This is a genomic window from Acrocarpospora sp. B8E8 (assembly GCF_039871605.1).
GTDB lineage: Bacteria > Actinomycetota > Actinomycetes > Streptosporangiales > Streptosporangiaceae > Acrocarpospora > Acrocarpospora macrocephala.
On record NZ_JBDPLV010000021.1, the window covers coordinates 71,311 to 89,994 of the forward strand.

Annotated in this window: 23 protein-coding genes; 8 read left to right on the forward strand and 15 right to left on the reverse strand. The window is 66.7% G+C overall.

All coding sequences use genetic code 11. The features are described 5' to 3' along the window. Positions 1-95: 95 nt before the first annotated feature. The 5 genes from ABGB08_RS21745 to ABGB08_RS21765 all read right to left on the reverse strand — a co-directional run bounded on the left by ABGB08_RS21745 (position 96) and on the right by ABGB08_RS21765 (position 3,084). Complete coding sequence (locus tag ABGB08_RS21745; protein ID WP_347593035.1) at positions 96-623, reverse strand: phosphoribulokinase; 528 nt, start codon at positions 621-623, stop codon at positions 96-98. Beyond that, positions 620-1,015, reverse strand: coding sequence for a PPOX class F420-dependent oxidoreductase (locus ABGB08_RS21750; protein ID WP_347593037.1), 396 nt, complete (start codon positions 1,013-1,015; stop codon positions 620-622). Before ABGB08_RS21750 ends, ABGB08_RS21745 begins: the two co-directional genes overlap by 4 nt. Then, a complete protein-coding gene (locus ABGB08_RS21755) occupies positions 1,012-1,353 on the reverse strand; it encodes a rhodanese-like domain-containing protein (protein WP_347593039.1) in 342 nt (113 codons plus the stop codon). The genes ABGB08_RS21750 and ABGB08_RS21755 overlap by 4 nt, the downstream gene beginning before the upstream one ends. 136 nt (positions 1,354-1,489) lie before the next feature. After that, entirely contained in the window at positions 1,490-1,702 is a 213-nt protein-coding gene (locus tag ABGB08_RS21760; RefSeq protein WP_347593041.1) for a hypothetical protein, read from the reverse strand. Beyond that, a complete protein-coding gene (locus tag ABGB08_RS21765) occupies positions 1,699-3,084 on the reverse strand; it encodes an ABC transporter substrate-binding protein (protein WP_347593184.1) in 1,386 nt (461 codons plus the stop codon). Before ABGB08_RS21765 ends, ABGB08_RS21760 begins: the two co-directional genes overlap by 4 nt. Positions 3,085-3,131: 47 nt before the next feature. Here ABGB08_RS21765 and ABGB08_RS21770 point away from each other — a divergent pair, with 47 nt between their 5' ends. The 3 genes from ABGB08_RS21770 (at position 3,132) to ABGB08_RS21780 (ending at position 4,813) form a co-directional block, all read left to right on the forward strand. Further along, positions 3,132-3,962: a hypothetical protein gene (locus tag ABGB08_RS21770; RefSeq protein WP_347593043.1), complete on the forward strand. Its 831-nt coding sequence runs from the start codon at positions 3,132-3,134 to the stop codon at positions 3,960-3,962. A 66-nt stretch (positions 3,963-4,028) separates the two neighbouring features. Continuing rightward, positions 4,029-4,157, forward strand: coding sequence for a hypothetical protein (locus tag ABGB08_RS21775; protein WP_347593045.1), 129 nt, complete (start codon positions 4,029-4,031; stop codon positions 4,155-4,157). 23 nt (positions 4,158-4,180) lie between these two features. Further along, positions 4,181-4,813 (forward strand): phosphatase PAP2 family protein, encoded by a 633-nt coding sequence (locus ABGB08_RS21780; RefSeq protein ID WP_347593047.1) that lies wholly within the window; start codon positions 4,181-4,183, stop codon positions 4,811-4,813. Here ABGB08_RS21780 and ABGB08_RS21785 read toward each other — a convergent pair. The 3 genes from ABGB08_RS21785 to ABGB08_RS21795 form a co-directional block, all read right to left on the reverse strand. Next, the gene (locus ABGB08_RS21785; protein ID WP_155353022.1) at positions 4,810-5,115 is read right to left on the reverse strand and encodes an antibiotic biosynthesis monooxygenase; all 306 of its coding nucleotides are present in this window, start codon (positions 5,113-5,115) and stop codon (positions 4,810-4,812) included. The genes ABGB08_RS21780 and ABGB08_RS21785 overlap by 4 nt on opposite strands. Before the next feature lie 91 nt (positions 5,116-5,206). After that, positions 5,207-5,620 (reverse strand): type II toxin-antitoxin system PemK/MazF family toxin, encoded by a 414-nt coding sequence (locus tag ABGB08_RS21790; RefSeq protein WP_347593050.1) that lies wholly within the window; start codon positions 5,618-5,620, stop codon positions 5,207-5,209. Then, complete coding sequence (locus ABGB08_RS21795; RefSeq protein ID WP_347593052.1) at positions 5,620-5,985, reverse strand: MmcQ/YjbR family DNA-binding protein; 366 nt, start codon at positions 5,983-5,985, stop codon at positions 5,620-5,622. The genes ABGB08_RS21790 and ABGB08_RS21795 overlap by 1 nt, the downstream gene beginning before the upstream one ends. Positions 5,986-6,539: 554 nt before the next feature. Between ABGB08_RS21795 and ABGB08_RS21800 the strand changes: the two genes are divergently transcribed. Continuing rightward, entirely contained in the window at positions 6,540-7,514 is a 975-nt protein-coding gene (locus tag ABGB08_RS21800) for an alpha/beta hydrolase family protein (protein ID WP_347593054.1), read from the forward strand. 99 nt (positions 7,515-7,613) lie between these two features. Here the strand turns inward: ABGB08_RS21800 and ABGB08_RS21805 are convergent, their stop codons facing one another. The 6 genes from ABGB08_RS21805 to ABGB08_RS21830 form a co-directional block, all read right to left on the reverse strand. After that, positions 7,614-8,411 (reverse strand): neutral zinc metallopeptidase, encoded by a 798-nt coding sequence (locus ABGB08_RS21805; RefSeq protein ID WP_347593056.1) that lies wholly within the window; start codon positions 8,409-8,411, stop codon positions 7,614-7,616. 74 nt (positions 8,412-8,485) lie between these two features. Next, positions 8,486-8,617: a hypothetical protein gene (locus tag ABGB08_RS21810; protein WP_281356245.1), complete on the reverse strand. Its 132-nt coding sequence runs from the start codon at positions 8,615-8,617 to the stop codon at positions 8,486-8,488. Positions 8,618-8,652: 35 nt separating this feature from the next. Further along, entirely contained in the window at positions 8,653-10,827 is a 2,175-nt protein-coding gene (locus ABGB08_RS21815; RefSeq protein WP_347593058.1) for a peptidase domain-containing ABC transporter, read from the reverse strand. A gap of 41 nt (positions 10,828-10,868) precedes the next feature. Then, positions 10,869-12,308, reverse strand: a complete 1,440-nt coding sequence (gene fumC / locus ABGB08_RS21820) for a class II fumarate hydratase (RefSeq protein WP_347593060.1) — start codon at positions 12,306-12,308, stop codon at positions 10,869-10,871. Beyond that, a complete protein-coding gene (locus ABGB08_RS21825; protein WP_347593063.1) occupies positions 12,305-13,981 on the reverse strand; it encodes an NAD-dependent malic enzyme in 1,677 nt (558 codons plus the stop codon). The genes fumC and ABGB08_RS21825 overlap by 4 nt, the downstream gene beginning before the upstream one ends. Before the next feature lie 180 nt (positions 13,982-14,161). Continuing rightward, on the reverse strand, positions 14,162-14,761 hold the full coding sequence (locus ABGB08_RS21830; protein ID WP_347593186.1) for a pyridoxamine 5'-phosphate oxidase family protein: 600 nt from the start codon (positions 14,759-14,761) through the stop codon (positions 14,162-14,164). Between the two features lie 138 nt (positions 14,762-14,899). Here ABGB08_RS21830 and ABGB08_RS21835 point away from each other — a divergent pair, with 138 nt between their 5' ends. Both ABGB08_RS21835 and ABGB08_RS21840 read left to right on the forward strand, forming a co-directional pair. Next, positions 14,900-15,631 carry a DUF427 domain-containing protein gene (locus ABGB08_RS21835; protein WP_347593065.1) on the forward strand — a complete coding sequence of 244 codons (732 nt, stop codon included), beginning with the start codon at positions 14,900-14,902 and terminating at the stop codon, positions 15,629-15,631. Positions 15,632-15,673: 42 nt separating this feature from the next. Beyond that, on the forward strand, positions 15,674-15,832 hold the full coding sequence (locus ABGB08_RS21840) for a DUF1275 family protein (protein WP_347593067.1): 159 nt from the start codon (positions 15,674-15,676) through the stop codon (positions 15,830-15,832). On the opposite strand, the gene ABGB08_RS21845 is transcribed toward ABGB08_RS21840, so the two are convergent. Further along, complete coding sequence (locus ABGB08_RS21845; protein WP_347593069.1) at positions 15,833-16,813, reverse strand: endonuclease/exonuclease/phosphatase family protein; 981 nt, start codon at positions 16,811-16,813, stop codon at positions 15,833-15,835. A gap of 230 nt (positions 16,814-17,043) precedes the next feature. On the opposite strand from ABGB08_RS21845, the gene ABGB08_RS21850 reads away from it, so the two are divergent. After that, positions 17,044-18,123: a DUF6745 domain-containing protein gene (locus tag ABGB08_RS21850; RefSeq protein ID WP_347593071.1), complete on the forward strand. Its 1,080-nt coding sequence runs from the start codon at positions 17,044-17,046 to the stop codon at positions 18,121-18,123. Positions 18,124-18,133: 10 nt separating this feature from the next. Continuing rightward, positions 18,134-18,571, forward strand: a complete 438-nt coding sequence (locus ABGB08_RS21855; RefSeq protein ID WP_347593073.1) for a hypothetical protein — start codon at positions 18,134-18,136, stop codon at positions 18,569-18,571. Positions 18,572-18,684 lie beyond the last annotated feature (113 nt).

Genomic DNA, 18,684 nt, shown 5'->3' on the forward strand with positions numbered 1-18,684 from the left:
GCCTGGCTGTCGGGATGGCGCCAGAGCCCGATCGCCGTGTGGCCGACCGTCGACTGCCGCAGGCCGTGCAGCCTGATCCGCTTCGCCATGGTTCCTCAATCCGTGATGATCGTGAGGTCCGCGCGGGAGCGGACGTCGTCGAGCGCGTAGTAGCGCTCCTCCTGGCCCGCCCAGCGGGTCCAATGGGGGGTGTAGAGGTCGCCGTCCCGGGCCAGTGCCCGGGACCTGCGGGTCGCGTCGGCGGCCTCCATCCAGATCAGGCCGCTCAGGTACGGCGCGGCCGGGCGCGCGCCGGAGCCGACGCCCTCCACGACGAGCGTGTCCGTGGCCGGCACGTCGTGCCATTCGGCGTACTCGCCCTGGTGCCAGTCGTATCGCCGCCACCGGGCGGGCAGTCCCGCGCCGAGGGGGCGGAGCACCCATTCGACCAGCGCGTTGATCCCGGCCGTCAGGCCGTCCCAGCCGGGGTAGAGGTTGTCCATCCGTACCACGGGTGCGCCCAGCTCGTTGGCGAGGGTGGATTTGCCCGATCCGGAGCGTCCTTCCACGGCGAGCACGCGGGTGCGCCCGGCCCGCGCGGGGCGCTCCCGCAGCCACGCCGCTATCTCGTCGGCCTGGTTCATAGCTGGTAGCGGACCCGGTCGGGGGTGATCCGGATGACCACGCGGTCCCGTTCCTCGTCGGGGTCGCCCAGCACGTGGTCCCGGCCGGTGTAGCTCCTGGACAGCCTGTCGATGAGAGCGCGGGCGTCCTCGTCGGTGATCTTCGCGGTGCCCCTGATCTCGACGTACCGGGTGGGCCGGGACCGGGAGTAGACCAGGACGGTGGCGTTGGGGTCGCGCTGGAGGTTGCGCACCTTGCGGCGGCCGCGCTTGGTCGCCATCACGAGGTCGTCGCCGTCGCGGCCCACCCACATCACCGACAGTTGCGCCCGGCCGTCGGGCTCGGCGGTGGCCAGGACGGCGAACTCGGGGGCGTCGAGGAATGCCCGTACCTCGTCGGAGAGCCTGGTCACCGGGGTGCTCCGACGGCCAGGGGAAGCGCCGGATCGGCGGCCCACTCCTCCAGGGAACCGTCGTAGATCGCCACCTCGTCCCGGCCCAGCAGGGTCAGGACCAGCGCGAGACTGGCGGCGGAGATCCCGCCGCCGCAGTAGATCCAGACCGGGCCTTCGCCGAGGTTCGCGGTCGCCGCGCGCAGTTCCACAGCCGGAAGGTATCTGCCGTCCGGGCCGGTCAGGCCGCGCGCGGGCACGTTGGCGCTGCCGGGGATGTGGCCGCGCCGGGCGTACCTGGACGGCACTTCGCCGCGGAACGTCTCGGGGGACAGCGCGCACACCACCGTCGGCGCCACGGCGCCCTCCGACCAGGAGACCAGATCGTCCTTGCCGACCCAGTATCCGTTTCGCGGGCCGGAAGCACCACGGTGGCGTCCAGCACGACGAGGCCGGGGCGTTCGGCGAGCCAGGCCGGATCGACGAGAGGCCCGGTCATCGGGAGGCCGCCGAATCCGGCAGGAGATCGGTCCGGACGGCGTCCGCCCAGCCGTCGGCCGTGGCGAGCACGCCGTTGGCGGCCAGCCAGTCGGCGTACGGCCGCATGAGCTCGGTACGGATCTCACCCCATCGGCCGCCGTGCGTCCAGGTGGGCGCGATGAGTTCGAGCGAGCGGGACAGCAGCTTCCGGGGGAAGTACGGGATCACCCGGTCCAGGATCGATCGCCAGGGCTAGGCCGGGGTCCTCGATGGCCGTGCGGTATCCCCGTTCGGTGACCGCCAGGAAATCCCGGATCAGCTCCGGCTCGTCCCGCAGCGCGAGTCCGACGCCCAGCAGGTAGCTGTGGTACGGCGGCACGCCGATCTCGTCGACCGGCCACAGCACCCTCCGGTCCCGCGGCAGGTCGCCCATGAGGGCGTCCCACGCCCTGTTTGAGCAGGTGGGTCAGTCGGCGCTTCAGCCGGATGAACTCGGGGTCGTCGAGCACCTCGTCGGAGCGGGGACGGGCGAAGGGCACCTCGACCCGTTCCAGCACGGTGGCCGGTCGCCCGGTGAACACGTACACGGTCGAGGACAGCAGCAGCGCCTCCTCGACGTTGTGCGTGATGAACAGGATGGAGCGGCGGTTCTCCTCCCAGATGTCGAGGAGCCAGCGGTGCATGTCGACGCGGAGGATGGCGTCCAGCGCGCTGAACGGCTCGTCCAGCAGGAGCAGTTCGTGGTCGCTGAGCAGCGCGCGCAGGAACGCGACCCGCTGCTGCATGCCGCCGGAGAGGGTGTGCGGGTAGGCCGACGCGAAGCCGTCCAGGCCGGCCTTGGCCAGCCATTCGCGGGCGAGGGCACTGGACCCGCGGCGTGGCTCCCCGGCGATCTCCCCGGCCAGCACCACGTTGTCCTCGATGGTGCGCCAGGGGAGGAGCGCGGGCTGCTGGGGCATGTAGCCGATCAGCCCGCGGCGACCGGCGGCGTCCTGCCCGCCGACGCGTACGGTTCCCTGGTCGGCCGCCAGCAAGCCGCCGACAATGTGGAACAGGGTCTGCTGGCCCCAGCGCGGCGCGTCGTCCTGGTACCGCGGGCTGAGCCATTCCTGGCTCTTCTTCACCAGTTCGGCGTCCAGATCCGGTGCGGCGGCCAGCAGGATCTCGGCGGATTCGGCGGCGTTGGCGGCGGCGTAGGTGTAGCCCTCGGAGGTCGCGGCGAGGAACTGCTTGACGAGCTCGGGGTCCTTGCTGATCCGCGTCTCGTTGGTGATGAGGATCGGCGTGTAGAAGTCGAGTGCCTTGTCGTAGTCCTTGACGTACTGGATGTTGACCGGCTCGCCGCGCAGCTCGGCTTCGATGCCCGTCCAGGCATAGAAGATCCACGTGAAGTCGATGCCCTTCTTGGTGGCGGCGAAGAAGTCGGCGTTGCCCACGCTGACCGTCTTGATCGTGGCCGGGTCGCCGCCGTCGGCCTTGACGATCGTCTTGAGCAGGGGTTCCTCGACGGGGCCGCCGAAGGAGCCGTAGGTCTTGCCGGCGTACTGGGCGGGGCTGGTGAGCGCGCGGTCCTTGGGCGAGGCGAAGCCGGAGGTGTTGTGCTGGATGATCGCGGCTTTGGTGGGTACGCGCGCCGCAGGCGAGACAAAATGGAGGCGTGTTGACTCCCCCCGAACGTGGTTTAGCCGAACTGTTCGCTGAGGATCCGATGACGCACCCGCTCACCTATCCGGGACGCTTACCCCCGACATCAGGCGTCTTCTCCGGGGATCGGTATGTCCCGCTTCGCGCGGTTGACGGGGATGCCTGGACTCTCGGCGGAGAAGAGGATGGGGTACGGCTCGACGAGCACCTTGCCCGTCTCGGCGCCGAACCCCTCGACCGGCGACACCGCGTGATCGCGGTGGGATCCAACGCCGCCCCCGGCCAGCTCTACCGGAAGTTCGTCAACCAGCGGGTTCGGCCAGTGATCCCCTTGACGCTGACCGACGTACACGGCATCACGCCCGGAGTGTCCGCTCACATCAACAAATACGGCTACCTGCCCGCCGCCCCCGTGACCGTGCCCGGCGTGGTCTCCCGCTTGTTCGTGCTGTGGCTGGACGACGCACAGCTCGAGGTCCTGGACGCCTCAGAACCCAACTACGACCGGCGTCTCGTGCCCGACGACATCCACCCGGTGACGCTCGTTTCGGGCGTACGGCTTCGGGGTTGCCACATCTACGTCGGCAAGCACGGCTGTCTCACCGGGGCCGATGGCGTGCCCTACCCGCTCGAAAGCCAGCGAGAGCTGATCGCCCGTCTCCTCGACTCCTCCGCCGCTCTCAAGAAATTGTGCGGCGATTCCCCGGATGAGTTCATCGACAAGGTGAAAGACATCGCCGTCCGGGAGGCGGCGTACGCGTTATTCCGCAGTGAAGGGCACGCGTTACCGCAGCCGGAGCTCTCGCTACTCGCAAAGATCTCAAAGTCTGGCGCGCTGAACTAGAGATCCCCGCGGAGGTCAGTCCGGGCAGGCGCCGAAGCGCCCGGCGGCCCCTGAGGGCCGGGGCGCGTGGTCGTGCTCGTCAACCGCAAGAGCAGGCCCGCCCGCTACCTGATCGGCTGGAACAAGTCCCGGATCCGGCTGCCCGACGGCCACACTTGGTATGCCTACCAGCCTGCGACGGGAACCAACAAGTGATCAACAGACGCCTGGGGGCGGCGGTGCCGCTGCTCATCCTCGGCCTGCTTCTCGGCTTCGCCGCCAAGACGTCCGCGTGGACGTCCGCCGATCTGGCCGTCAACCATATGATCCAGTCGGTCCGGACGCCGTGGCTCACCGTGATCGCCCAAGGGTTCAACTTCGGCTTCGACACGATCGTCGGCGTGATCGTGCTCGTCGGCGCGACCGCTTACCTCTTCGCGATCGGCCGCCGCACCGACGCCGCCCGCACCGCCATTGTGATCACCACCGGCTGGGGCCTCGGTGGTGCGATCTATAAGATCATCGTCGCCCGGCCGCGTCCGCCCGCCGCGGACTCGCTCGTGCGGAGGCTGGCCAGCGACAGCTTCCCGAGCGGGCACGTCTGCCTGACGCTCTCGATCGTCGTCGCGGCTGCCCTGCTGGTCCGCGGCACTGCGGCGAGCCGGCTCGTCGTGGCCGTCGGAGCGATCCTGGTCGTCGGGCAGATGCTGGCCCGGGTATATCTCGGCGCCCACTACCTGACCGACACCATCGGCTCGCTGCTCGTGACCACGGGGGCCCTGGTGCTCGCCGTCCCCGCCACGCGTCGACGGACAACAGATGTTCTGGCAGAAGATGTGCCCGACAGGTTAGCTGACAGTCGCTCTCGCTAGCTGGCGGCGAAGACCTCGTAGTGGTCGACGGTCAGCTCGCGGTCGACCAGGAAGCGGTCGTCCTGGGGATAGAAGACGGCGCGTTCGGGATCGGGGCCGGCGAAGGCCCTGATCGCCTCCCAGGAGTCCCAGATGGAGATCAGCAGGAACTCCGCCCGGCCGCCGTCGTCGCGGCGGGTGAAGGTGACGCCCTGGTTGCCCGGCGTTGAGGTGTAGCCCGGGTGGCCCGTCTCCATCAGGTAGGCGGAGTAGGCGTCGGCGTCCTCGGCTCGTGTCCAGCCGCGCCAGGTTCTCATGATCATTTTAGCCTCCTGTGTGTGGCGACACCGGTAAAAACTTTATGGCGGTGTTGCCGTAGGACGCAACCGCCTTATGGCCGGGACCGCACAGGTGCTATTCGATGCCGGCCAGCCGAAGGGCATGTTCGAGCTGCTGGAGTTTCGCAGCCGCCAGAACCCCAGCCCGCTCGGTCAGGTAATCCCTGGTCAGGGTGATCAGCCAGGTGCAGAACAGGTGGCCGTCACGAGGAAGCGCGACACGCACGACGCCTTCGTACGGAAGCCCCTCACGAATACCGATCCCGACCTCCACCCCTACGGCCCGGATGTCGGTGCCCACGGACGCGGCATTCCGCATCACGTCGGGATCCAGCGCCTCTTCCCCCGTCAAGACCAGAAACCCGCGCTTCTCATCGGTGGTCGCGGGAGCAACGATCTGCATCGCCCGAAACTCGGACGCCTCCCCACCCGACAAGAGCACCACCGGACGCCTCTCGTCGAGGAGCGCCCACCAGACCTCACCGCGCATCAATGAAAACCGCCCTGGTCCACGAGCGCGGCCAGCCGCTTGGGCGCGATCAGCCGGTAACTGTCCCTGATCAGCTCGTCGATCTCATCCCAGTCCTGCTCACTGTCGAGCCGAGCGCCAACCCAGCCCTTCGAGCCCACATACGCAGGCACGAAGAAACGTCCCGGATCGGACCCCACCAGGGCCTCCTGCACGCCGGGCCCCGCCTTGAACATCATGGTCAGCCCGTCTTCACTGGTCATCAGAAACAGCTTCTCCCGGACCCGGAACGAGGGCGCGGTGTGGCCGCCGAACGGCTTCTCCACCACCTCCGGCAGAGACAGGCATATCTCACGCAGCCGCGCCACCACATCATCGTCGATCATGTACGCCTCCCGCGGGTCCATCGTTTCGATGCCGCGCTCACAGTATTCCAATGGTTGGTGCGCGCGGAGCAGAGCAATCCTGGTACGTCCTCGACCGCGTGGTGAATACGCCCACCGCACCGCCACTAGGGCTACGGCTGGACCCTGCGCGGGCCTTTGTCATGTGCGTGAAACCGCTGAAGTCATCTACCTGCGAGAACATGGTGGGCACCAGAAAGGTCTTTGCAAGTTTTCACGGACTTGCGCAAAGTTCTCTAGAGAACTTTGCGTATCCCACTGAAAGGTTTGCGAGAGAGAAGCGGGGTCAATGCAACCACCCTTGGGGCGGGCATCCCAGACCACCAGACACGCACATTAACACAGAGTCAAATCTGTGGTCAACCCCGCCTTTGGGGCGCGGGGATCTCGATGACCAGAAAGAGTAGCCCATCCAATTTCTCGCCACCACCAGAACACAAGCACGATCCCGCGATAAATCCACATGATGGGCAGAATGTCCATTTGTGACATCATTCCGCTGGCACAGCGGAGCTCGTACGAGCCAGGATGATCTCATGACCCGCAGATGGCTCTGGGCAGTCGCGCTCGTGGCAGTGGCCGCCATCGTGGTGGCCGTGATCTGGTGGCCCCAGTCGGATCCGGCCTCATCCGATCCGGCCCCATCCGATCCGGCCCAGCCGTCCACCGATGCGGCCATGCAGGTCGCCAGCCCGGACCCACGGACTCGGGTCCTCACCGTGCAGTCGGCCGCGCTCGGCAGGCAGGCCAAAGTCACCGTACTGCTCCCGCCGGGCTGGGCCCCGGGCTCAGGGCCATGGCCGGTGTTATACCTGCTCCACGGATGCTGCCAGTCGTCAACGTCCGGGGGCTGGCTGGAAGACGACACAACCGCCCGGGTCACCGCCACAGCGCGGGCACTGATCGTGATTCCCGAAGGCGGTCCCACCAGCTGGTATTCCGACTGGCTCGATGGGCCGAAGTGGGAGACCTTCCACCTCAAGGAACTGCTCGCCATCCTCGAACGCGACTTCGGCGCGGGCGACAGAAGGGCGATCGCGGGCCTGTCCATGGGCGGGCTCGGTGCGATGGGCTACGCCGCGCGCAATCCCGGCATGTTCCTGGCCGCCGCGTCCTACTCCGGGGTCCTCGACAGCCAGGCCCAGTCGGACGCGATCCTGGACATCACCAGAAACTATGGCGAGGATCCCGCCAAGCTCTGGGGCCTCGACCCCTCCACCTCCGTCTGGGACGACCACAACCCGGCCAACCTCACCGACCGCCTAAAAGGGATACGCCTCTACGTCTCCTGCGGGGACGGCACGCCGGGCCCTCTGGATCCGGACGGCGCGGGCGACGACAGCGGCGAGAGTTTCCTGCTCAGCGAGGCGAAGACGTTCGTGAAACGCGCGGAGCAGAGCGGCCTGGACGTCACCACCGACTTCTACGGCCCGGGTACGCACACCTGGCCCTACTGGAGCCGAGCGCTGGAAAGGTCACTCCCCATGCTGATGGAGGCGCTGACCGCCTGATGGTCACCTGTCGTGTGAGCACGTCCTGAGCAATGGAGCTCCCAGGCATACTCGGTGGCACGGCAGGCGAACCGACCGTGCGCACCGAAAGCTGAAATCTCAGGCAACCTTGGCGGAGCTGGCCGCCCAGGTGTTGCAAGCTTCAGGTGAGGCCGCCTTGAAGCCCCGATCCAACCACGCCGCGATATTGCGTCCCTTCCCATGGCTGCGGATCTTGCTGCCCTCATCGCCGCTCTGCCGGTCAAGGGCGAGCATTTCCTTCCAGTCGGCCGTGTTCCGCGACAGCGAGTCCCAGACGCTTCCGATGAAGACCCCGGCCAGGCATTCGGCTTGGAGTTCGTGCCGCCGCGACTGCTCGTACAACTCGCTCTTGTTCTTGAAGGCGTGCTCCTCGTAGGCGCTCGTTATTTCCATGAGGTTCTGGATGTGGTGACCGTACTCATGGGCGGTCGTGTCGAAGAGGAACAAGTCGAAAGGGTCGTCGAGTGCGGTCTTGTTCAGCAAGACGGTGAAACGGTTCTCCTTGCCGCAGTACATCGCGGCCGCGTCTCCCCAGGAATTGCCGCAGTATCGCCGGGGTTTGGTGATGAACGCCACTCTGGCCTTCTCGAACGGCAGGCCCCGGTCCTCGAAATGAGCCCCCCACGACCGGTTGAGGCAATCAAGGATTGCGGTCACGTAGCGCTTCGCGGAGGCGACGTTGTTGCGTTTGATGGGCTTCTCGCGGCAGTTGGACGACTCGAGTTCGCTGGTGTAGTACAGGTCGTTGTCGGTAAGGGTGGAGTCCTTGATCGGGTAGCGGGCGTGTGCCGTACCGTTTGAACTGGCGTGTGCCGCCGTGCCGGATAACAGGAGCCAGGAAAGCGTGACGAGGACGATCGAGTGGATTTTCTTCATAGCCTTTAAGGCGTTCCACTCTGTTCCATGTCGTTCCGTGGTGGGGCCGCCCTTGGCGGGCGACCCCCTATGATTTACGGCAGGGCTTCGATGACGGCGTCGCGCCAGTCGTAGTTCATCCAGTCGTAGTTCGCGGGAAGCCCGCCGTTGACGGCGGCCAGTTCGCTGTCGTCGAGCTGGTGGGCGGTCATCTCGAAGCTGTTCATTTTCGTTGAACCCTTTCCTGTTGGAATGTGCATACTTAAGGTCGCAGACACCACTTGGGAAACTCTTGGCGATCACTAGGTGGGGTTTCCTGTCCGGCTACAAGTCCCGCGTAGTGCCCGCCAAGAGCCAGCAGATCCGCATGGCGTCCGTGCTCGGCGATCCGCCCGTCCTCGATCACGATGATCTGGTCGGCGTCCCGTACCGTGCTGAGCCGGTGCGCGATGATGATGCGGGTCTGCGACAGCAACGACAGATGCTGTTCGATCTGGGCCTCGGTGACGGTGTCCAGGTGGCTGGTCGCCTCGTCGAGCAGCAGGACCCGGGGACGCCCGAGCAGCGCGCGAGCCAGCGCCAGCCGCTGCCGCTGTCCGCCGGACAGGCCCATCCCCTCCGACAGGTGCGTGTCGTAACCGAGCGGCATGGCCTGAATGTCGTCATGGACGCACGCCAGCCGAGCCGCCTCCACGACCTCCGCCAGGGACGCCCCAGGCCGGGTCAGCGCGATGTTCTCGCGGATGGTGCCGCTGAACAGGTGCGGCTCCTGCGTGACGACGCCGAAATGCCGGCGCAGCGCGCCCCGGTGCAGGGTGTCGAGCGGGACTCCGTCGTAGCTGATCGTGCCCAGGGTGGGCTCGTGGAGGCCGAGCATGAGCCGGGCCAGCGTGCTCTTGCCCGACCCGGTCCGGCCCACCAGAGCGATCTTCTCGCCGGGCCGGATGTGCACCGTGATCTGCTGGAGCGTCCACGGCGCGCGCGGGTCGTGCCGGTAGGAAACATCCGCAAGCTGGATCTGTCCGCGCAGGTCGCTCGGCTCGATCCGACCCTGCGGCTCAGGTTCGGATTCCAGGATGTCGGCCAGCCGTTCGACGTGGGCGGCCGCCTCCTGCAGCGTCCTGGCGCACGCCAGCAGCGAGGTGATCGGCCCGAGCGCGGCCGCGGCGAGCGCGCACAGGGTGAGAGTCGCGCCCAGCCCCGCCCTGCCCCCGAGCACCTGCCAGCCGCCCACCCACAGAAGGATCGCCGGAGCCAGCAGCCGCATGCTCTCCAGCACGGAGGTGACCGCGTTCTCCGTGATCCCCAGCCGCCCATCGGCCCTGAGCTGCTCGGCGAACAGCCGTGACCAGCGGCCGAGCGCCGCGCCCTCGGCGCCACCGGCCTTCAGCGTCTCCACCCCCTTGATCGCCTCGATCAGCTGGCCCTGCGTCTGCACCTGGGCGCTGAGCGAAGCCTGGTTCAGATCCGACCGTCGTCGCCTGGTCAGCAGGAGCAGCGCGCCCTGGACGGCGGCCAGACCGAGCAGGCAGAAACCCAGCGGCGGCGCCTTGACCAGGACGATCGTCAGGTAACCCACGGCCAGCGGCCCGTCCAGCAGCGCGGTGGTGACCGGCCCCGACAGCAGCTGCCGCAACCGGCTCACGCTCGCGCTGCGCTGCGCGAGATCCCCGGCGCCGCGATGCAGGAAATAGCGGTACGGCAGGCTGAACAGATGCCCGACCACCTGCGCGGTCAACACCCGGTCCACCCGCAGCCGCAAGCTCAGCAGCGTGGCCGAGCGCAGGTAGCTGAGCAGCACGTGGAGCACCCCGGCCAGCGCCAACCCGACGCCGAGCATGCCGAGCAGTTCCTCGCCCTGGGTGGGCAGCACGGCGTCGATCAGCACCTGGGCGAAGCTCTGGACCAGCAGCCCGACGCCCTGCAGTAGCAGCGAAGCCAGCAGGATCTGGGCCAGCAGCCCCCGCTGCCGGAGCAGGGCGGTCGCGGCGAGAGCCCGCAGCCAACCCCTGCGTGGCCTGCGCCGGCGCTGGAACTTGTCGTCGGGCGCGAAGGTTAACAGGACCCCGCTGAAGCCTGTCCCGAACTCGTCGTGAGTGAGCTTTCGCCTGCCTACGGCGGGGTCGATGAGGTGGACGCCGCGGGAGCCGTACCGCTCGATCACGACGAAATGGTTGGACTGCCAGTGGGCGATCGCCGGGAGTGGAGCACCGGCAAGCTGGGTGGGTTTTACGGAGAATGCGGTGGCGCGCAGGCCGTACTCGCGGGCGGCTCGGACGATCGACAGCGCGGACAGGCCGTCCCTGCCGACCCCGCAGCGCTCGCTGACCTCGCGTACGCTGCTGTGCCGTTTGTGGTAGCTCAACACGGTGGCCAGGCAGGCGGCACCGCATTCGGCCAGCCCACTCTGCAGCCGAACGGGTGCTCGTGTGCTCATCGCGGGATCGTCGCAGCCGGGTCTTGGCGGCCACTTGGGGGTCAGTTGATTGTGGCCACGCCTGGTCTGGTGAGGCGTTCGGGGTTGACGACCTGGTCGTACAGGGCCGCGGTGACGCCGGATTTCAGTGCGGCGTCCCGGAGGGTGAGGTTCTCGTCGAGCGCGCGATGTGCGATCAGGGCGGCTTTGTCGTAGCCGATGACGGGGCTGAGCGCGGTCACCATCATGACCGAGCGGTCCACGTTGTCCTTCAGCTTGGACGTGTCGAGCTGGGCGCCTTCGACAAGATATCTGCGGAAATGGTCCATCATGTCGGACAGCAGGCGGGCCGAGTGCAGGACGTTCTTGATGATGATCGGCCGGAACGCGTTGAGTTCGAAGTTGCCCTCCGCGCCGGCCATGGAGACCGCGGTGTCGTTTCCGATCACTTGGATGGCGACCATCAGCATGGCTTCCGCCTGGGTCGGATTCACCTTTCCCGGCATGATCGAGGAACCCGGCTCGTTGGACGGCAGGATCAGCTCGTGCAGTCCCGTCCGGGGACCCGACCCGAGCCAGCGCATGTCGTTGGCGAACTTGAACAGCGACACCGCCAGGGCGCGCAGCGCGGTCGAGACGCGGACCAGCGCGTCACAGGAGGCTTGGGCGGCGAACTTGTTGGGCGCGCCCACGAACGGGAATCCGGTGAGATCGGCGAGGAGCGCGGTGACCTCGCGACTGAAATCCGGTGGCGCGTTCAGCCCGGTTCCGACCGCGGTGCCGCCGATGGCCAGGCGGTAAAGCCAGGTGAGAGTGTGTTTGAGGTGGTCGGAGGCATCATCGAGCTGGGCCGCGTAGCCTGACCACTCCTGCCCGACCGTGAGCGGAGTCGCGTCTTCCAGGTGGGTACGGCCGATCTTGACGGTGTTCTCCCATTCCGCGCTCCTGGCCGCGGTGGCGTCCCGCAGCCGGGCCAGCGCCGGGAGCACGTCACGTTCGAGCGCCATCGTCGCCGCGATGTGCATGGCGGTGACGAACGTGTCGTTGGACGACTGCCCCATGTTCACGTGATCGTTCGGATGTACGGGATGCTTGCTGCCCAGCCGCCCGCCGAGCAGCTGGATCGCCCGGTTGGAGATCACCTCGTTGACGTTCATGTTCGACTGCGTGCCGGAACCGGTCTGCCAGACGTACAGCGGGAACTCGCTGTCCAGCGCGCCGCTGATGACCTCGTCGGCGACCTGGCTGATCAGGTCGGCCTTCCACTGGGGCAGCCGCCCGGCGCGCCCGTTCACGATCGCCGCGGTCTTCTTGATGAAGCCGTACGCGTGGTAGACGGCCTTGGGCATACGGTCATCGCCGATGTTGAAGTGGATCAGCGACCGCTGGGTCTGCGCGCCCCAGTAGTGGTCGGCCGGCACCTGGATCTCCCCGAGCGAGTCACTTTCGGTCCTGGTGCCGGAGGCGCGCAGCCCGATCGGCAGGTACTGGATCCGGTTCATCCTGATTCTCCCCGGATCGGCCGGTACTCCGGCTGCCACATCGCGTCCTGAACTTGCTGGACGGGGTCGTCGAGGGAGACGCGGGCCAGGTTCTCCGCGGCCGCCTGCCGGGCCACCGCGACCGCCACCGTGGCCGAGACCTCGCGGAGGTTCTCCACCTGGGGCAGCAGCGACGCGCCGGGAGCCGTCACGTCCACCAGCCCGCCGACGGCGACTGCGGCGGCGTGCAGCATGTCCTTGCTGACCCGCCGCGCCCGCGACACGACCGCGCCCAGCCCCAACCCCGGGTACAGCAGGGCGTTGTTGGCCTGGCCGATGACATAGGTGACACCGTGGTACGTGATCGGGCTTACCGGGATTCCGGTCGCGATCAGGGCGCGGCCGTCGGTCCAGTGAAGGAGGTCGTCCGGCACGGCCTCCATCCGGTCGGTCGGGTTGGAGATCGGGAAGATGATCGGCCGGTCCACGCGCGCGGCCATGGTCCGGACGATCTCCTCGGTGAAGGCGCCGTGGACGGTGGAGGTGCCCAGGAGCATGGTCGGCTTGACCCGGTTGACGACCTCCCCGAGCCCGATGCGGCCCTGCTCCCGCTTCCAGTCGGTGACCTCGGACAACGGCCGGGCGTAGGGGGCCTGGAAGTCGCGCAGGGCCGACATGTCATCGGTGAGCAGGCCCTGCTGGTCGATCGCCCAGATCCGGCGCATGGCCGTGAGGTGGTCCAGACCGTCACGGACCATCGCGTCGCACAGCTGGTCGGCGATGCCGATGCCCGCCGTGCCGGAACCGAAGATGACGATGCGCTGCTCCCGCATCGGCACGCCGGAGACGCGGATCGCGCCCAGCATGGCCGCCAGGACGATCGCGCCGGTGCCCTGCATGTCGTCGTTGAACGTGGGGATCCGGGGCGTGTACTCCTCCAGGATGCGGCGGCCGTTGGACGGGCCGAAATCCTCCCAGTGGAGCATCGCGTTCGGGAAAAGGCGGGTGGCGGTCGAGACGTACGCGTCGATGAAGTCGTCGTAACGCTGCCCTCGGATCCGCGAATGCCGTTCGCCGACGTAGAAGGGGTCGTTGAGCAAAGCCTCGTTGTTGGTGCCGACGTCCAGGGCGACGGGAATGACGCGGCCGGGGTCGATTCCGGCGGCGGCGGTGTAGACGGCCAGTTTGCCGACGGCGATGCCGGCCCCGCCGCCCACGCCCCAGTCTCCGATGCCCAGGATTTCCTCGGCGTCGGAGGCGACGATCAGGTCCACGTCATCGGCTTCCAGGCCGAAATTGCGGAAGGCCTGCTCGATGCCGTGCACGTCGTCGATGGACAGGTAGACGCCTCGGGGGCGGCGGTATTCGTGGCTGTAGTTCTTGATGGCTTGGGCGACCGTGGGGTCGTACACGATGGGGAGCATTTCCCGCAGGTGGTCGGTGAGCAGGCGGTAGAAGAGCACCTCGTTGCGGTCCTGCAAGGCGGTCAGGTAGACGTTTTTCAGCAGGTCGGTGGGCTGCGCCAGATACTGCGCGTACGCCCGGGCCGTCTGTTCTTCGAGTGTCTCGACCACCGGGGGGATCAGCCCGTCCAGACCGAGTTCCGCCCGCTCTTCGTGGCTGAAGGCCGTGTCCTTGTTGAGCAGGGGATTGTCCAGGACCGCGAGACCGCCTTCGAAGGACCGCTTGTGCATCGCTGTCTCCTGACTTCTCTTGGGGGAGAATTCACTCAGGTTTCGCGCCCTCTTCCACCCTGCCCCCGGCCCCGATTCGCAGGCAACAAAGCCCCAACAAAGCTCCGTTTGCGGTCGCCCCATGGTCTTGGCGCCATGTCCGCGTGGCCCGGGCTTTGGGAGCTACGGCTACCCCTCGAATTAGCGCGAGAGGTGTGGGGGTGCGGCAATGCCGGCGGGAAGTGCGGGGTCGGCGATGGGGGCTCCCCAGGACGTGGTCAATGGCAGCACGCCGGCCCAGAGGCCGAGTTCGGCGTCGGGGCTGTCTCCGTCGTCCGGGGGTCCTGTGCGGATCTTGACGGAGGCTTCGTCGAGGGAGAGCGCCAGGATGCTTGTGCCGGCCAGTTCCTTGCGGGTGGGGCGGCGAGCGTAGTCCCATTGGCCCGGTGCGCACTGGTCAGTCACTATGCGCAGGCCGTGGAGTTTCTCGGTCTCGTCGGTGATCAGGCGGGGGATGCCGTAGATCATGGCGGAGCGGTAGTTGACGCTGTGTTCGAAGACCGAACGTGCGAGGACCAGGCCGTCGACGTGGGTGACGGTGACGCACATCGTCTGGTCGGGGGCCGCAACCAGGCTTCGGGCGGCGACCGAGCCGTGGAAATACAGCGTGTCCGCGGTGGCGCCGTAAATGGTGGGGATCACCATGACCGTGCCATCCACGCTCAGCCCCAGGTGGCAGACGAAACCGGCGGCCAGTACGGCGTTCAGGTCCGCGCGGTCGGTGCGGCCTTTCTCTTTCATGCGGCGGATCCGCGTGCGGTCGGTGGCACCCAAGCCGGGCGCGTGCTGACTGCTCACCAGGAGGCCCTCGATCTTCTTGGGGGGTGGTTTCCGGGCCCAGGATACGGTCCGCTGATCCGGCGTGATTACTGTGGTGAGATGGCGTACAACAAGCGGTTCACCTGGGAGACGAGCCGGCGCTGGGTACGCGGCTACAAAGGGGAGACCGTCGTCGTGGACAGCCGGGAGCCGCTGCTGGTGTGGGAGTCGGCGTATCCCGTTCCGCGCTACGCGTTTCCGGTCGGCGATGTGCGCGGTGATCTGCTGCGGCCGGCGGCGAATCCGCCGAGCGGACCGCATGAAGGGGCCACCGAGTTCTACGACCTGGTCATGGACGGGGACGTCACGCCGAACGCGGCCTACGTCTATCCGAAGCTGCCCGGGCATATCGCGTTCGAATGGGTTTCGCTTGACCGGTGGCTTGAGGAGGATGAGGAGATTTTCGCGCATCCTCGTGACCCGCACAAACGTGTCGACGCGATCCGGAGTTCCCGGCATGTACGGGTCGAGATCGGTGGCCAGATCGTCGCCGACACCTGGGAGCCGGTGCTGGTCTTCGAAACTGGGCTGCCTACCCGCTACTACATTCCGCCCAAGGACGTGAACTTCGACCTGCTGGTGGCGACCGAGAGCCATACGCGCTGCCCGTACAAGGGGGAGGCCTCTTATTGGTCGATGCGCGAGCCTGTCGAGGGTGTGCCCAACGATGTGGTGTGGGCCTATCCCGATCCTGTTCCCGCTGTCACGCAGATCAAGGACTATCTCTCGTTCTACAACGAGGTCGTCGACATCATCGTCGACGGCGAGCGGGAGAAACACGCCGGGGATTGATGGGGAAGGTACGGCTGAGCGTCGGCCGGGAATCTGATCAAGATGGATGTCGGCGGTCGTGATCTGCTGCCGCCTGCGATCTTGACCCTCACCGTGGTGAGCGGACTGGTCGACGCGGTCAGCTTTCTGGGGCTCGGGCAGGTGTTCACGTCGGCCATGACCGGGAACATCGTCATCGGGTGTTTCACCCTACCGAAGTGACTATTCGAATTCGAAGGTGGCCACGACCGGAGCGTGGTCGCTTTCTGGATACTTGCGGTCGGTGCCGAACGCGGCCGACTCGTCGTGCAGGACCTCGTTGTGGATTTCCGAACCGCGGTAGTGGGCGAGGAGATTCCTGGTCACCAGCATGTGGTCGAGCATCTGGCCGTGGCCCTGATGATAGAGGGTGTATCGGGAGGGCGCCGGAAGCGAATGTTCGATGGGGACGAGAATTCGGTTGGACAGGTCGCCGTTACCGGTGTCCTCGACCGCGCCGCGAATGGCCAGGACGGGAATCTCGTCCGGTGTCGCGTTGAAATCGCCGCCCACGACGATCCAGGCGTCCGCGTCGGCGGTCAGAATCTGGTCCACCAGACGCCGCACTTCAAGGGCCTGGCTCATCCGTTTCATCGACGAAATGAATGAGCCTTCCGCCCAGGCGTCGGCGGCCCGCCAGGTGTAGGTGTCCAGCATCTGACCTGGGATATCCGTGGGAATCTTTGATTTCAGATGGACATTGATCACGTGCAGCGGCCGGCCGTCAAGGCTGATCTGCACGTGCAGGATCGGCCGCTCCACTCCGATCTCGATGGGATTCGGGTCCGGCGGGATCGCGGTAAGTCGCCGGTACGTGGGTTTGTCGACCAGATCGTTGCGAAGCTGCTGGTGGGCGATAATCGGCAGCTGAGTGGCGACCACCAGATTGCGTACGTCGTAAACCGCGTTATCGGAAGACTTCGTGCTGACGAGGGTCGAGCCCGCGAGATTGGTGTCCGTAATCAAATCCTGCAGGGCCAGCAAGGCGCGTGGTTGCCCTGGCCGCTCCTGACCGTGAACTTCCTGAAAAAGGGCAATATCAGCCTTGAGTCGCTTGATCTGCGGCTTCATCAACACGATGCGCTCGGCAAGCGAAGGGTGGGCACCGGGCGGCGTTTCATCGAGATTTTCGACGTTGAAGGTCGATATCCGGATCGTCGTCATGAAAGATTACCTTCTGCGGCCGAGCGTGACCTGTGGCGGCTTCCAGAGGCACTAATTCGGACTATATGGCCGCATGAAAGCGGTTAAGCGGAGGTGGTCGGCTAAAGTTCCGTAATGGAGTGATCAAGACGTCGCCACGGGTGCCCGGAGATCTGGGGGTAGACAGGCAAGGCGTCGATCTGTGACCATTCAGCCATGACTGTTGGAAAGGACGACATCACCTCCGTCCGGTGACCTGTCTCGTGCAGCGGGAAGCTGCTGAAATCCGTGAAGAATGGCTGGGCTGGGCGTTGTCGACGCTGCCCGCCGATCGTCGAACCGCAGAAGAGGCAATCTCCGGGCTGTATCAGCTGGCCGGATTCCCGCCACCCCGGTTCCATTGGGTCACCTCGCCGGTCGCCGCCATGGCGACCGTTCCGCCGGGGATACACCCGCGCTCGTGGAAGGGCCTCGACCACCTGTCGAAATGGCCCCTGCCCGCTCGATTGAACGAGCTGGTCCAGCGATTGTGGCTGCAACTCGACGCCCAGGTCCGATGGGGTCATGGGCCGATGAACGAGCTGATCAAAGATAGGGTCCGCGCGTCACTTTCGCGATCCGCCGAGCGGTCGGTGTTCATTCCGATTGTTCTGGCACACGATGCGGGAACCAACTGGTCCCGGTGGTATAGCACGCAGGGCGTTTCCTGGATCGCTCACTACGACGCCCTCCGCAGGGCGGCGGGCGTCGTTTTCGCCGCCGAGCAGTCCAGGCAACTCGAATTGTGGGCGACCGCGGCCCGCTCCTGCGGCTGGTGGTGGCCACAACGCGACATCTGCGTCGTCTCCGAACGACCGGTCACCATCCGTACGGAAGTGTGGGGCGACAACGGCGAAGTACGGCTCCACGCACCGGACGGCCCCGCGATCCGCTACGCCGACGGATTCGAGGTGCACGCCTGGCACGGAGTAGAGGTGCCCTCCTGGGTGATCACGGACCCGGATGTTCAGCGAATCGACCGGGAAAGCAATATCGAGATCCGGCGCTGCGCGATCGAGCGCATCGGCTGGCCGTCCTACATCGAACAGGCCCGGCTCTGGCTCCTCGCCGCAGCGCCGGACCCGGGAAATCCGGGTGCCGAACTCCGCCTCTACGACATGCGAAAGGACACCAGAGTCCTGCTCGCGATCAACGGTTCCGTCGAACGCGACGGAACCCGCCGCCAGTACGGCTTGACCGTGCCGGGATACCTCCCCGACCCGATCACGGCCGCCGGATGGACCTACGGCCTGTCCGCCGAGCAATACTCCCAGCTCGCCCGCCGAACCTGAGGTGATTCCCATGACCGATACCCTTGCTTCGCTGTCCCGCCGGACGGGAATGACCGTGCTCGACCACCTCGAACAGTCCGTATCGATCCCCGTCATCGACGGACTCCAAGCCCAGGGCGACCTCATCGTCATCCCGCTTTCCTTCGTCGAGTCGACGGTGACCATCCCGGAAGACGCGACCTGGCGGGACGTGCGCCCGCAGGGCTTGGTACTGCTTCGCGGCGGGGCCGGCGGTAACCCGCACACGCTTTTCGCCGATCCGGGTACATGCCGGTGGACGGCGAAAATGTGGGACCGCCAGTCGCTCGCCATCGCCGTTTTCGAGACCTCGGCCGTCGCTTATCTTCTGCACCCGGAGCATGGCGCCTCCGGGTGCGCGCCGGGCACCTACGTGGTGCGGCGGCAACGCGAGCACGGAGCCCGCAGAATCCGCCTGGTCAAGGACTGATCAGACGGGCCGAAACGAGGATCGTCGAAGCCTGGGCACGGGTGGCCTATCTGCCCCGCCGCGACTGGCCGCCTCGCCCGGGCGAAATCCCATTGGCATCCGGGAAGTGGTCT

Excerpts from the sequence above, each read along its gene's own strand:
- ABGB08_RS21745 (WP_347593035.1), bottom strand. The coding sequence starts at position 623 with ATGAACCAGGCCGACGAGATAGCGGCGTGGCTGCGGGAGCGCCCCGCG.
- ABGB08_RS21785 (WP_155353022.1), bottom strand. The coding sequence starts at position 5,115 with ATGATCATGAGAACCTGGCGCGGCTGGACACGAGCCGAGGACGCCGAC.
- ABGB08_RS21790 (WP_347593050.1), bottom strand. The coding sequence starts at position 5,620 with ATGCGCGGTGAGGTCTGGTGGGCGCTCCTCGACGAGAGGCGTCCGGTG.
- ABGB08_RS21795 (WP_347593052.1), bottom strand. The coding sequence starts at position 5,985 with ATGATCGACGATGATGTGGTGGCGCGGCTGCGTGAGATATGCCTGTCT.
- ABGB08_RS21800 (WP_347593054.1), top strand. The coding sequence starts at position 6,540 with ATGACCCGCAGATGGCTCTGGGCAGTCGCGCTCGTGGCAGTGGCCGCC.
- ABGB08_RS21805 (WP_347593056.1), bottom strand. The coding sequence starts at position 8,411 with ATGAAGAAAATCCACTCGATCGTCCTCGTCACGCTTTCCTGGCTCCTG.
- ABGB08_RS21810 (WP_281356245.1), bottom strand. The coding sequence starts at position 8,617 with ATGAACAGCTTCGAGATGACCGCCCACCAGCTCGACGACAGCGAACTG.
- ABGB08_RS21815 (WP_347593058.1), bottom strand. The coding sequence starts at position 10,827 with ATGAGCACACGAGCACCCGTTCGGCTGCAGAGTGGGCTGGCCGAATGC.
- fumC (WP_347593060.1), bottom strand. The coding sequence starts at position 12,308 with ATGAACCGGATCCAGTACCTGCCGATCGGGCTGCGCGCCTCCGGCACC.
- ABGB08_RS21825 (WP_347593063.1), bottom strand. The coding sequence starts at position 13,981 with ATGCACAAGCGGTCCTTCGAAGGCGGTCTCGCGGTCCTGGACAATCCC.
- ABGB08_RS21830 (WP_347593186.1), bottom strand. The coding sequence starts at position 14,761 with ATGAAAGAGAAAGGCCGCACCGACCGCGCGGACCTGAACGCCGTACTG.
- ABGB08_RS21835 (WP_347593065.1), top strand. The coding sequence starts at position 14,900 with ATGGCGTACAACAAGCGGTTCACCTGGGAGACGAGCCGGCGCTGGGTA.
- ABGB08_RS21840 (WP_347593067.1), top strand. The coding sequence starts at position 15,674 with ATGGATGTCGGCGGTCGTGATCTGCTGCCGCCTGCGATCTTGACCCTC.
- ABGB08_RS21845 (WP_347593069.1), bottom strand. The coding sequence starts at position 16,813 with ATGACGACGATCCGGATATCGACCTTCAACGTCGAAAATCTCGATGAA.
- ABGB08_RS21855 (WP_347593073.1), top strand. The coding sequence starts at position 18,134 with ATGACCGATACCCTTGCTTCGCTGTCCCGCCGGACGGGAATGACCGTG.